We start from the raw sequence: 12,704 nt of genomic DNA on the forward strand, positions 1-12,704 counted from the left end.
ATCGGGATCGTGGTGTTCGCGGTTGTTGCTTTGATTCGGCGCACGCGGCGCTAGCCGGCGGGTACACACAACACAAAAACGCGGCGACCGATCCGGTCGCCGCGTTTGTGTGGAAGGAACTATTCGCCCGAGTGTTTGCCCGGTCCGCGCGAGCCCAGGGCCGCGTTGTCGGCGTTAGCCGCGAGCAGGTCGCGGATCTCGGCGAGCAGGGCCACATCCGCGGAAACCTCGGGGGTTTCCTCGGCGGCGGCGTCCTTGTTCTTGGCCAGCAGGGCGTCGGCCCGCTTCTTGAAGTGGTTGATCGGCAGCACAAACACGAAGTAGACCACGATGGCGACGATCACAAACGAGATGATCGCGCCCACGACCGCACCAAACTTCACCTCGGCAGGCTTGCTGCCATCGAGGGTCGGGATGGTGAGGATCCAGGTGCTGTTGAGGCTGTCGGCCTTGAACAGTGCGCCGATGATCGGGTTGAAGATGTTCTCGACGATCGAGTTGACAACCGAGGTGAATGCGGCACCAATGACCACCGCGACGGCGAGATCAATGACGTTTCCGCGAAGAATGAATTCCTTGAAGCCCTTAATCATAGGGTCCCCCTTCAGTGGTGGTTTCGTTAGCTTTTGGCTCCGCCGGAGCCCCCGGAGGAACCCGACTTGGAGTCGGTGCTGTAGAAACCCGAGCCATTAAAGCTCACACCGACCGTGCCGAAAAGTTTACGCAGTTTGCCACCACATAACGGGCATTCGCTCAGCGTTGCGTCAGAAAGGCTCTGGGTGATATCGAAGGCGTTTCCGCACTCGGTGCACTTGTAGGAGTAGAGAGGCACGTATGTTTCCTGTGTTGTGAGGGGAGAGTGGGCAGGATCTAGCCGAGTTCGGCGATCCGCGTCGGGGTGACGACGCCGTTGACCGGGCGATCATGAACATCCTGGGGGATGGAATCGCGCAGTTCACTATCGTAGATCACCCCGTAGACCGGTGGGCAGCGCTCCATCGATCCGAGGGTCTTATCGAAGTATCCGCGGCCCCAGCCCAGGCGCATGCCGGTTTGGTCCACCGCGGCGGCGGGGACGATGATCAGGTCCACATCGTTGATCGCGATCGGACCGAGCAGCTCGCCGATGGGCTCGTTGATTCCGAACAGACCCGCGCTTTCCTCGCCGGTCTCGCCGACGGTCCAGTCCAGCAGGCCGTCCTCCCGCGAGATCGGGAACAGGATGCGGATGCCGCGCTCAAGCGCCCAGTTCAGGAACGGCCGGGTGTTCGGCTCGCTCGGACGGGACAGATAGCAGGCGATGCTGCGTGCCCCGGAACGGGTGATGAGTTCCTGCAGCTGGGTGGTCAGCCCAACCGTGGTGTTTTCCAGCTCGGTGCTGGTCAGGTTGCGGCGGCGCTCGCGCAGCTCGGCACGGAGGGCTCGCTTTTGGTGGTCTACCTCATGGGACATAGCCCCATTCTAGGTGTGATGGGCGCCGGTGGATACGATCCGGGCTGTTGCCGAGTACCGGGTGTGAGTAGTGTGGGGGTATGTCAAAGCGCGCGAATAAGGTAGTTATCCCCGCCGCAGGTCTTGGAACCCGCTTCCTCCCGGCGACCAAGGCGATGCCCAAGGAAATGCTCCCGGTCGTTGATAAGCCGGCCATCCAGTACGTGGTGGAGGAGGCTGTGGACGCCGGGATGACCGACGTTCTGATGATCCTGGGACGCAATAAGAACGCCCTGGAAAACCACTTTGACCGGGTCACCGAGCTGGAGATCGCCCTGCGCAAGAAGGGCGACAAGCAGCGCCTGGACTCCGTGGAGCAGCCCAACGACCTCGCCGACATCCACTTCCTGCGTCAGGGAGACCCGCTGGGTCTTGGACACGCGGTCCTGCGAGCCAAGCGTCACGTGGGCAACGAACCGTTTGCCGTGCTGCTGGGTGACGACCTGATCGATGAGCGCGACCCGCTGCTGACCAAGATGCTGGACGAGCAGGTTTCGCGAAACGCCACGATTATCGCCCTGATGGAGGTGCCACCGGAGTCGATCTCGCTCTACGGTGCCGCCGCGGTTGAAGCCACCGACGACCCGTCCGTGGTTCGGGTGACCGGGCTGGTGGAGAAGCCGGCCGTCGAGGATGCCCCCTCCAACCTGGCCATCATCGGACGCTATGTCCTGCGCCCCGAGGTCTTTGATGTGCTGGAGCACACGCAGCCGGGTAAGGGTGGCGAGATTCAGCTGACCGATGCCCTGCAGGAGCTAGCCGCGGATGAGTCCATTGCCGGCGGCGTCTATGGCGTGATCTTCGATGGTCGCCGCTACGACACCGGCGACCGGGCCGACTACATCAAGGCCATCGTCCAGCTGGCCACCGATCGGGAAGACCTGGGCGCCGAGCTCAAGCCGTGGCTGCGTAACTTCGTGGCCGGCCTCGAAGACTAAGGAACACGAGTGGCATCTTGGAATTTCCAGCCGCAGCAGGTTGGGGATATTGTGTTGCGCGGCGTCAAGCTGCGGGATGCGAAGGCTCTCGAACGTGAGCTGCTGGGGAACCGATCGTGGCTGGCGCCGTGGGAGGCGACCAGCCCCCGCGGCATGTTTGCCATGGACGTGCGTGCGTCCATTCGCGACCGCCTGGCCGCCGCGCGGGCGGGGGAGAGCCTGCCCCTGATCATGGAGTATCGGGGGGAGCTTGCCGGGCAGTTGACGGTGTCCGGGCTCACCTATGGATCCCTGGCTTCGGCGAGCCTCGGCTACTGGATCTCCGAGCGTTTTGCGGGCAAGGGCATCACGCCCACCGCCGTGGCGCTCGCCACCGACTACACGTTCCGGATGCTCGGGCTACACCGGATGGAAATCTGTATCCGGCCGGAGAATGCCCCGAGCCTGGCGGTCGTGCGCAAGCTCGGGTTCCGGTATGAGGGGTTACGTCGGCGCTACATTCACATCAACGGGGACTGGCGCGATCACTACTGCTTCGCCGTGGTGGCCGAGGAGGCTCCCGAGGGTGTGTACGCGCGCTGGCGGATGGGGCTGGCCGATCCACGCCTAGCCGAGATTCCCGAGGCCGATCGGCTCGCGGCGAGCGTACCGCTGGAGTATTAGGTTTCACGATCGTTCAACACGCCGGACCTGCCGGAATATCCGCCGAGTGTTTGTAGACACACCCGCGGTGCGAGGGCCGTTTTTTGTCATTCGCACGTACCGTAGGTGTATGCCGGGTGGAATTCTGAGTGGTGGTGTGGTGTTCGCGGCTGCAGCCGTGCTGTGGCTCATCTATTTGGTGCCTACATGGCGCCGACGCAACGAGTATTTGGCGACCGAACGCAACGCGGTGCGATTGCAGCAGACCATGCGTGTGCTCGCCGAAACCACCGAGCTGCCCGGCCAGGTACACCTGGAGATTTCCTCGCGCGAGGTCGCCGAGAAGCAGAAGGTGCTGCGCAAGGTGCAGGCCGAGATCCGCGAGCGTGCCAAGCAGGAGGCGCTCGAAGAGGCCGCCCAGCTGCGCGCCGAGCTCACCGCGCGTCCGCCGCTGACGGCGCTGCGTGCCAAGGCCCGCAAGCGCTCCCGGCTGATGGCGACCGTGACCCTGCTGATCGGCGCGATCGGTGTCGCCTCCGGGAGCGTGATCGTGGCCGGCGGCGGTCAGGCCGTGTTGCTGATCGTGGGTGCGGTCATGGCGCTCGCGGGTATTTCGCTGCTAGTGGCGCTGGCTCGCCCGGTCAAGCTGGTCGCGGTGCCCGAGGCGGTACTGGATCAGGTGGTTACTACGGCGCCCGCCGAGTCTCAGCCGATGCAGGATCTGGCCGATCCGCTGCCCGTTGCCGTTCCCCAGGCCGAACCGCTGCGCCCCGGAGCCTGGGTTCCGCCGGTGCTGCCCGCGCCGATGTACGCCTCCGAGGGATCCGTGGCCGCCGCCTCGATGGCCCGGCAGGATGCCCAGGACGCGCTGCGTCGCGCGGCCCTCGCCCAGGTGCTCGCCGAGCGCGCGGCCGAGCTGGCTCCCGAGGCCCCGGTGTCGATCACCCCGGCGGCGACGACGCCCGCAACCTCCGCGTCCGCTGCCCCTGCCGTTCCGGATCGAGGCACCGCCGAGCGTCCGCCGAGCCGTTTTGCCCGGATGGGCGTGGTGGATGAATACGCGCAGGGTGAAGACCTTTCGGTCGACCTGCTCGCGCGTCGTCGCAACGCCGGTTAGGTTTCGATAACGCCTACGCCCCCGCTCGATTGAGCGGGGGCGTAGGCGTTATTGGGGGAGACGAGCCGTTAGCGCTCGGTGCCGAAGCCGATCACGACACCTGTGTTTTCCTGGAAGATGACCGTGTAGGGCACGTATTCGTCCCATCGCTCGCGGACCGGGCTGCCGGTGAGATCACGGGCGAACAGGATCTCATAGTCGGCACGGGTTGCCCCGTCCTCGCGCTGAGTCAGGCCGCCACCGGCAAAGCGAACTCGGCTGGCGGTTACGGTGCTTTTGCCATCGGGAACCGGATCGGTACCGAACCTGAGTGCCTCCACCGCGCCGGAGTTGAGACCGTGGCGTCCGGGTTCGCTGAACTCGAATCCCTGAGTCATGTCCCGCAGGAACTCGTCGCGGGCGGCATCTCGGGTTTCGGCGGTTGCCGCGGGGTTGAAGGCGACATTATCGAGGCGTTCGAGAGCGGTGGCCAGCTGCGCGCCGAACTCGTTGACGCGGGCGGCGCTGCTGAAATCGGCGACCATCAATTGAGAGGTGTCGACCTCCTCCAGGGTGAGGTCGGCATTTAGTGGGGGCATGCCGTCATCGAGCGTCACTTTTTCGCGGTCGGGATCGGTGTAGTCGATCTCCCGAGTCTCCTCGCTGGCATCCTTCGACGGAAACCTGAGGGAATCATCCTCGATGGAGCACCCCACAAGGGTGAGTGCGAGGGCCCCGAGGGTGACGAGTGTCGGCGGACGGCGACGTGAGGTCTGAAACATGTCAACGAGTGGGGGAGTCATCTGCGACTTTCGGTTGGTGTTTCGTGCCGCGGTGAAACCCGCGAGGTGACTTCGACTCTGTCGGATCGGCACGGTCGTGTCAATGACCCAGCTTGGGGTGGGGCGCAAACCGGCTCAAATAATTCCCGCGCAGGAGCCGGTTTCGGACGCGAATTCGGCGAGCCGATTTCCGCGTGATACGCTCGTTCTTACCGCAAGGGCCTATGGCGCAGTTGGTAGCGCGCTTCGTTCGCAATGAAGAGGTCGGGGGTTCGAATCCCCCTAGGTCCACCACTACAAGAACCGGTCAGTCTCCGCAGAGACTGGCCGGTTTTTCTTTGTCTGGGTAATCTCGGACCTGCTCGACACCGCCATGGGCGGGCCTCGCAGGTTGGTGCCCGGACACGGCAGTAGTGCCCGGCTCGGGGCGTGTGATGCTACGGTAGCCGGAAGATGAGCACATCAAAATCTAGCGCCCAGCGTCGGGCCGAACGTCTGGATACGCTGGGGTTTATGGCATGCCTGGTGGGCCCACTGGCGGTTGGCGTGATCCTCAACGCCCTGGTGCGTCCCTGGCTGGCGAGTCTGCTGGGGGCCGAGCGCCACGCGAGTGGGAACGGGGTGCGCGGGCAGGATGTGTGGTGGACGGTCGATGCGGCGACCGCGATTGAGCATCCATTTCTGAGCGGATTCTTGGCAATGTCGCACGGCCTCATCGCCATGTACCTGCTGGGGGTGATCGTGTTGGCCCTTCTCATCCGTTGGGCGGTGAAGCGCGTACGTCGCTATGTGTCGGAGAAGCACGCTTCAAAACGTTATAAGGTGTAGCCTATAGCGAGCTTGCGCATTGAGGTGCACGCGCATACCCCCATCCATGACAGGGAGTACCCATGGTTTCAGTGCTGAGAACCGTCTCAATCAGCGTCCTCGTTTCACTCCTTGTTGGCGGAGGGAGCGCCCTGGCCGTGGCCGGGGTCGCGGGCTCCGGACAGATTCGCGAGGGCACCGCGCTGAACGGGTGTCTGGACTCTTCTAGCGGAACTCTCTCGCTGTTGCCCGAGGACTCCGAGTGCAAAACCGGAACCATCCCCGTCACCTGGCAGTCCTCGGCCGAAGCCGCCGGTAAGCCGGGTGAAAAGGGGCAGACAGGTGAACCTGGTCCGAGTGGATCCGCGGGTGAACCCGGTTCGGCGGGGGAGGCTGGTGTTCCCGGAAAGACCGGCTCCTCGGGCGTTCCCGGCGCCCAGGGTGCCCCCGGCCGCCAGGGTACTCCCGGTGCTCCCGGAGCCGGTGGGGTCTCCGGGCAGCCAGGCACTCCCGGCACCGTTGGTGCCCCCGGTATGGCTGGTGCTCCCGGTGCGCCTGGTGCCCCCGGTGTCGCGGGTGCTCAGGGAGCGCGCGGCGACAAGGGTGATGCGGGCACCGCCGCCTGGTCAAGCGTCTCCGAATGGAGCGCGAGCGCAACCTACACGGCCGGCCCGCCCGCGGCGCTGGTCGCCTATCAGGGGGGAACCTATGTTGCGGCGCGCTCGTCCGTGGCCGCGTCTCCGAAGGCGTCGGCTTCGGATTGGATTCTGATTGCCGCCGCCGGGATCAAGGGCGATACCGGAGAAAAGGGCGACACTGGCGAAACTGGCAGTCAGGGTGCTACCGGCGCGATCGGACCGATCGGACCGATCGGTCTGAGCGGACCCCTGGGCCCCGAGGGACCGAGCGGCACGCAGGGGCTACAGGGTCTACAGGGCCAGCAGGGCGTCCAGGGTGCAACCGGGGTCGCCTCCTGGAAGTTCCAGGGTGCCTTTTCTGCCACCGCGGTCTACTCGGCCGCGGCCCCGGCGAGCGTTGTGCAGTTCGAGGGATCGACCTGGATTGCCACCAGGACCGAGCCCTTCACCGGTGTGGCTCCCACGGACGCCTCGGCCTGGGCGCTGCTCTCGGCCGCGGGCGCCGTCGGCCAGGTGGGTGCTACCGGAGCGACCGGGCCTGCGGGACCCCGGGGGCCGGATGGACCGAGCTGGCTGACGCGGGATCAGTTTGGCGCGGTTCAAGCCCTGGCAAATAGATTTGGGACTGACATGAGGCCTGCCTGGCAGGGTGGGCGGGGCAATACTGACTGCACACTCGGCCAGGTGATCTACACCGCGGGTGCCTTCGGATTAGGCACGCCCGCGGATGGAAGGCTCCTCGACATTTCCCAGAACACCGCACTTTTCACCCTGTTAGGGACCACGTTTGGTGGAAACGGTCAGCAGAACTTTGCACTGCCTGATCTGCGTGCAACGACGCCGACCGGCCTCATCGCCAGCATCTGCACCTTCGGTATCTACCCCTCGCGCGAGTAATCGGAGGCGCGGTAGTTCCCACCGGGGCATCGCCCCGGTGGGACGTTCCCGGTGCGCGTTTGGGGGATGTTCGTGAGTGCTCAGGCTGGGCTATTCTGCGAAGCGTGAGTGAAAGCTTGGGAGAACGCGGACGGGAGAATCTCGGCGAGCAGAGCAGCCTGGGGCAGAGGCCGGTCAGTGGCATGGCGATGGCGTCCTGTACGCTGGCGCTCGCCTCGGTGCCCGCGATTCTGGTTTTTGCCCCATTGGGGTGGGTGCTCGCCCTGGTCGCCGTGATCGGTTCATTGAGTTCCCGCGCCGCACTTCGCGACAATCCCGCGCTCCGTGGGTCTCGGCTGGGCCTGGCCGCCTTCCTGATCGGCGCGGCTGTCCTCGCGCTGCAGCTGATACCGATGATTATCGGGTTCGCTATTCTCGCCGTACCTACGGGGATGAATTGAGCGCGCACCTGGTTTTGCTCCGAGGCGTCCCGTTTCGACTTATTTCATAGCGTCCTGTTGGATCCGTCGCAGCCCGTTGCCGGTTCTCGGGTTCTGGTCCGTCCCGGCCTAGCAAGGCCCGACCCGGACCGCTCGGTTCCGCCCCATTTGACCCGTGCACGGCGGTATCCGATGCGCTGCCCGGGTTTCCTCCACAGCGCCCGAACGGGCGGAGGTTCTCCACAGCATGAGGGCCGGCATTTTATGTGTGTGACGGGTTCCCTAGCGTTAACGACGTAACCCCGGAGACGTGCTTTCGCAGAGGCCTTCCGGGGCTTTCCTGAACAAGCTAACACGGGAATGGGAGCGAAACAATGGATCGGGAACATGAAAGTCTAATTTCAGCCTTTTCAACGGAACGAATGGGGCCATATCTTCGGCTTTGTGGGCAGGATGCACGGCGTGCGCTCGCACTATACGACTGGAATCTTCACCTATCTGGGGCCTTTCAGCAGTCAATTGGGATCGTAGAAATTGTTGTCCGAAATGCGCTCGCATCGCAGCTCGCTCTGAAGCATGGCTCGCGCTCGGGGTCCTGGTTAGATGACCCTGACGGGACGCTTTCGGCAATGGCACGGGATCATATCCAACGCGCTCGTCGACGATTGCACAAGGTGAATAGGGCTGAGCGACCGAGTCTCGTAATTACCGAGCTGAGCTTCGGCTTCTGCTCAGTCGGAAATATGAGGCGACCCTGTGGACCGGATTTCTTCGACATTCGTTTCCGAATCTGCAGCCCCAGGAGCGTGCGGTCGCGTATTCGGCGATGCAAAATCTCCACACTGTGCGCAATCGGATCGCGCACCATGAACCGATTTATCAGCGCGACCTTCGCGCCGATGCCGCAGATATTTCAAGCGTGCTCAGGTGGGTCAACCCGGTGGCTGAGCGGTGGGCAGCGCGGCGCAATGTGATTCTCCCGCAGGTGAATTACAGGCCGCCAAGCCCGGTTGGCGGCCAAGTAAATTGCGAGTGACAGGCGCGGTAGCCGCCGTTGGATCGATAACTGGACGGTTATTTGACCCGCATCCAGGGAGTCGAAACAAGGTATTTACAATTTAGTTTCGCAACGCCGCGAGGGGGGAATAATCCGCGCCGTTGCGCGGCGCGACACGGGAGTTGCCAGCGAGAAAACCCGGTTTCGAGGGGGTTCCGAGGCGCAAATTGGGGGTGATCGTGTTGACGGGGGAGGGATCGCATGGCACGATTTACCTACCTCCCGACCGAATGGTTGGGAGGTGCGGAAACTCGACGACCGGCTCGATCCCCACCCCGGCGTACCGTTGCAGAGGAGCACAAGTGAGCGTGACAGAAAACGTGGCCGCGGGCCAGGGCGGTAAGGGCCTGGCGCACGGCAAGCTGGGCCTGATGGCCTCGATGGTGATTGGCCTCGGCTCCACCGCACCGCTGTACTCCCTGGCGGCAACCCTCGGGTTTATCGTGATCGCGGCCGGGGCTCAGGCACCGATCGCCCTGATCGTCGCCTTCGTCCCGATGTGCCTCACCGCCTTTGCCTACCGCGAACTCAACACCGCGGTCCCCGATGCCGGCACCGCGTTTACCTGGGCATCCAAGGCATTCGGTCCGCGTACCGGATGGATGGCCGGCTGGGGCGTGTTCGTTGCCGGCGTGATCGTCATGTCGAGCCAGAGCGAGGTTGCCTCCAAGTACCTGCTGCTGCTCATCGGTGACGGATCGATCGCCAAGAACCACACCCTCGTGGTGGCGCTCGGCGCGGTCATCATCGCCGCCATGACCTGGGTCTCCTACCGGGCGGTCGAGGCCGGGGCGCTGACCCAGAACATTCTGATGGCGCTGCAATACCTGGCGATCATCGCCTTCTGCATCGGCCTGGCCCTCGCCATCGGCAGCGGCGCATTCCACAACTTCGCCTTCTCCTGGGACTGGTTCAACCCGTTCGCCGCCGATAACCCGGCCGGATTCATCCAGGGTGTGCTGCTGGCGATCTTCATCTACTGGGGCTGGGACACCTGCCTCTCCCTCGCCGAGGAAACCAAGAACCCGCGCACCACCCCGGGCCTGGCGGCTCTGCTGTCCACCGTCGTGCTGCTGATCACCTACATCGGTATGACCCTGCTGGCCATGATGCACGCCGGGGTCGGCACCACCGGCACCGGCCTGGCTAACCCCGACACCGCCGAGGACGTGTTCTTCGGCCTGCGTAACGACGCCCTCGGCCAGTGGGGCTGGGTCCTGGTGTTCGCGGTGTTTGTCTCGGCCCTCTCCACCTGTCAGACCACGATTCTCCCCACCGCCCGCGGAACCCTGGCGATGGGTGTCTATAAGGGCCTGCCCGGCCCGTTCGCCAAGATCACCCCCAAATACTCGACCCCCGGTTTCTCGACCATCTTCATGGGCGTCGTCTCGGTGATCTTCTACGTGGGGATGTCCCTGCTGAGCGGCAACATCCTCTCCGACACGATCGAATCCACCTCCCTCGCGGTGGCCATGTACTACACGATCACCTCATTTGCCTGCATCTGGTTCTTCCGCAGGAACCTTTTCGACAGCGCCCGCAACACCGTGTTCAGGCTCGTGCTGCCGCTGATCGGCGGGCTGATGATGGGCACCGTGTTTATCTACTCTGCCATCAGCATGTTCGATCCGAACTACGGCACCACGCAGCTGCTCGGCACCAGCGGCACCTTCGTAATGGGTGTCGGATCGCTGCTGCTGGGCCTGGTCGTGATGTTCATCTGGTCCAGGTTCCCCGGCGCCAAGGAGTTCTTCTCCGGCAAGGCGCTCAACCGTGAGACCCCCGTGCTGGTTCCCGAGAACTAGCCCCAGTCTTTTCCTCAACCGAAGCAACACCGTCACAACAGAAAGAAGTATCGTGCACATCCTGATTATCGGCGCCGGTGGCGTCGGCAGTGCCGCAGCCCGAATCGCCTCTCGCCGTTCCTTTTTTGACAAGCTGACGATCGCCGACTACGACCCCGCGCGCCCGCAGGGCCTGGTGACCGAAATTGGCGACCCCCGCTACACCGCCGCGCAGGTGGACGCTTCCAGCGCCGATGCCGTCGAGGCCCTGATCCGCGAGACCGGTGCCACCCACGTCCTCAACGCCGTGGACCCCCGCTTCGTGATGCCGATCTTCGACGGTGCCCACGCCGCCGGCGTCACCTACCTTGACATGGCCATGAGCCTGTCCGTGCGCCACCCCGAAGACCCCTTCACCAAGACCAACATCAAGCTCGGCGACGACCAGTTCGCCGTGGCCGACGAGTGGGAAAAGAAGGAGCAGCTGGCCCTGGTCGGGATCGGTGTGGAGCCGGGCCTGTCCGACATCTTCGCCCGCTACGCCGCCGACGAGCTGTTCGACGAGATCGACGTGCTCTCGGTCCGTGACGGTGCCAACCTGACCGTCGAGGGATATGAGTTCGCCCCGTCCTTCTCGATCTGGACCACCATCGAGGAATGCCTGAACCCGCCGATCCTCTGGGACAAAGACAAGGGCGGCTGGCACGCGGTGGAGCCTTTCTCCGACCCGATCACCTTCGAATTCCCCGAGGGCATCGGCGAGGTTGAGTGTGTGAACGTGGAGCACGAAGAGGTTCACCTGATGCCGCGCTGGATCGACGCCAAGAAGGTCGAGTTTAAGTACGGCCTCGGAAACGAGTTCATCGAGGTTCTGAAGACCCTGAACAAGCTGGGCCTCGACAAGACCGAGCCGGTGACCGTGCGCGGTCAGCAGGTGTCCCCGCGCGACCTGGTGGCCGCCGTACTGCCCGACCCGGCGACCCTCGGTCCGCTGATGAAGGGCAAGACCTGTGCCGGCGTGCTGGTGACCGGAACCCACAAGGACGGCACCAAGAAGTCGCTGTACCTCTACCACGTGGCCGACAACGAGGAGACCATGGCCCGCGATAACTCGCAGGCGGTGGTCTGGCAGACCGCGATCAACCCGGTTGTGGCCCTCGAGCTGCTGGCCAACGGCACCTGGAGCGGTGCCGGAGTCCTCGGCCCCGAGGCGTTTGACGCCAAGCCGTTCCTGGAACTGCTCGCCGCCGCCGAACCGCAGGGCTACGGCTCGGCCTGGGGCATCGTCGAGCGGTAACACAGACTCGAGGGAGTGATTACCCCTCGACACCCCGGTGGGTGCGCGCACTGGCTTGTGCCGCGCCCCACCGGGAATGAGCGCCCGGTTAGGGTATGGCCGGGGCGCTCGGAGCCGCCTGGAAGTGGCTCCCAACAAAAACCCCGGCGGCGCGTGACCGGGGCTCGTGTTACGCGCCGCCACATGGGGCACTACCGACCGGTTGGATGTGCCAAACTGGAAGTCACATGGACCAGCAGAGCAAACCGGATCAGATCATCGAGGCCTACGTCGACCTCCTCGTCGTGCAGGGCGTGCGCTCGGCCAGCATCGACGCCATTGCCAAGCGCAGCGGCCTCTCCAAGGCCGGGCTGCTGCACCACTTCCGCTCCCGCGATGCGATGGATCGAGAGATCCTGGACCGCCTGGAGTCGCTGGTCACCGAGGACGCCGCCGCCATGCGGATCGCCCCCGAGGGGGCCGCCCGCTACTACGTGAGTACCTCGCTGGAATACTCCTCGCCGCTGGAGCGTCTGGTGGTGGCCGCCACCCGGCTCGGACAGGCCGGAAACAACGAGGCGTGGATCACCCTGCGCTGGGCGCGGGATCGGTGGTTTGAGGTTCTGGTGGACTCACTGGGTGATGAAACCCTGGCCCGCCTGGTGCTGCTCGCCGGCGACGGGATCGCCTATCACACCGACATCATCGGGGAGGAGAGCGATCCCTTCCTGGCCGAGTCCTCGATCACCGCGGTTGCCGACCTGATCGGGACCCTGGGAAAGCCGCCGACCCGCTAGGCGTCTCGCTTGCGAGGCGAGCGCCGAGAAGCCCCGCGAGCGCCGAGAGGCCCCGCGAGCGCCGAATCTGGCGGCCGGAC

Annotated in this window: 13 protein-coding genes and 1 tRNA gene; 10 read left to right on the top strand and 4 right to left on the bottom strand. The window is 64.5% G+C overall.

What is annotated here, in order from left to right; translation table 11 throughout:
• Window positions 1–119: 119 nt before the first annotated feature.
• Genes mscL through IE92_RS0109620 form a run of 3 tightly spaced genes read right to left on the bottom strand, consistent with a single transcriptional unit; the run spans window position 120 to window position 1,452 of the window.
• Window positions 120–593: a large conductance mechanosensitive channel protein MscL gene (gene mscL, locus IE92_RS0109615; protein WP_051701631.1), complete on the bottom strand. Its 474-nt coding sequence runs from the start codon at window positions 591–593 to the stop codon at window positions 120–122.
• A gap of 26 nt (window positions 594–619) precedes the next feature.
• Window positions 620–832, bottom strand: a complete 213-nt coding sequence (locus tag IE92_RS17835) for an FmdB family zinc ribbon protein (protein WP_043321570.1) — start codon at window positions 830–832, stop codon at window positions 620–622.
• 38 nt (window positions 833–870) lie between these two features.
• Entirely contained in the window at window positions 871–1,452 is a 582-nt protein-coding gene (locus IE92_RS0109620) for a 5-formyltetrahydrofolate cyclo-ligase (RefSeq protein WP_030148285.1), read from the bottom strand.
• An 80-nt stretch (window positions 1,453–1,532) separates the two neighbouring features.
• Here IE92_RS0109620 and galU point away from each other — a divergent pair, with 80 nt between their 5' ends.
• The 3 genes from galU (at window position 1,533) to IE92_RS0109635 (ending at window position 4,188) form a co-directional block, all read left to right on the top strand.
• Window positions 1,533–2,429: a UTP--glucose-1-phosphate uridylyltransferase GalU gene (galU, locus tag IE92_RS0109625; RefSeq protein ID WP_030148286.1), complete on the top strand. Its 897-nt coding sequence runs from the start codon at window positions 1,533–1,535 to the stop codon at window positions 2,427–2,429.
• Window positions 2,430–2,438: 9 nt separating this feature from the next.
• Window positions 2,439–3,092 (top strand): GNAT family N-acetyltransferase, encoded by a 654-nt coding sequence (locus tag IE92_RS0109630; protein WP_030148287.1) that lies wholly within the window; start codon window positions 2,439–2,441, stop codon window positions 3,090–3,092.
• A 109-nt stretch (window positions 3,093–3,201) separates the two neighbouring features.
• Entirely contained in the window at window positions 3,202–4,188 is a 987-nt protein-coding gene (locus IE92_RS0109635) for a hypothetical protein (RefSeq protein WP_156027490.1), read from the top strand.
• A gap of 68 nt (window positions 4,189–4,256) precedes the next feature.
• Here IE92_RS0109635 and IE92_RS0109640 read toward each other — a convergent pair whose 3' ends face one another.
• Window positions 4,257–4,949 carry a hypothetical protein gene (locus tag IE92_RS0109640; protein WP_030148289.1) on the bottom strand — a complete coding sequence of 231 codons (693 nt, stop codon included), beginning with the start codon at window positions 4,947–4,949 and terminating at the stop codon, window positions 4,257–4,259.
• A gap of 218 nt (window positions 4,950–5,167) precedes the next feature.
• On the opposite strand from IE92_RS0109640, the gene IE92_RS0109645 reads away from it, so the two are divergent.
• From IE92_RS0109645 to IE92_RS0109675, 7 genes are all read left to right on the top strand, one after another.
• A tRNA-Ala gene (locus tag IE92_RS0109645) sits at window positions 5,168–5,243 on the top strand.
• A gap of 159 nt (window positions 5,244–5,402) precedes the next feature.
• Window positions 5,403–5,777: a hypothetical protein gene (locus IE92_RS0109650; RefSeq protein ID WP_156027491.1), complete on the top strand. Its 375-nt coding sequence runs from the start codon at window positions 5,403–5,405 to the stop codon at window positions 5,775–5,777.
• 62 nt (window positions 5,778–5,839) lie between these two features.
• Window positions 5,840–7,291 carry a tail fiber protein gene (locus tag IE92_RS16675; RefSeq protein ID WP_081863911.1) on the top strand — a complete coding sequence of 484 codons (1,452 nt, stop codon included), beginning with the start codon at window positions 5,840–5,842 and terminating at the stop codon, window positions 7,289–7,291.
• A gap of 104 nt (window positions 7,292–7,395) precedes the next feature.
• Window positions 7,396–7,731: a hypothetical protein gene (locus IE92_RS0109660; RefSeq protein ID WP_156027492.1), complete on the top strand. Its 336-nt coding sequence runs from the start codon at window positions 7,396–7,398 to the stop codon at window positions 7,729–7,731.
• A 1,407-nt stretch (window positions 7,732–9,138) separates the two neighbouring features.
• Entirely contained in the window at window positions 9,139–10,572 is a 1,434-nt protein-coding gene (locus IE92_RS0109665) for an APC family permease (protein ID WP_245601285.1), read from the top strand.
• A 52-nt stretch (window positions 10,573–10,624) separates the two neighbouring features.
• Entirely contained in the window at window positions 10,625–11,848 is a 1,224-nt protein-coding gene (locus tag IE92_RS0109670; protein ID WP_030148294.1) for a saccharopine dehydrogenase family protein, read from the top strand.
• A gap of 227 nt (window positions 11,849–12,075) precedes the next feature.
• Window positions 12,076–12,624 (top strand): TetR/AcrR family transcriptional regulator, encoded by a 549-nt coding sequence (locus IE92_RS0109675; protein ID WP_030149649.1) that lies wholly within the window; start codon window positions 12,076–12,078, stop codon window positions 12,622–12,624.
• The last annotated feature ends 80 nt before the right edge of the window (window positions 12,625–12,704 follow it).

This window comes from Mycetocola saprophilus (assembly GCF_000718085.1).
Lineage (GTDB): Bacteria > Actinomycetota > Actinomycetes > Actinomycetales > Microbacteriaceae > Mycetocola > Mycetocola saprophilus.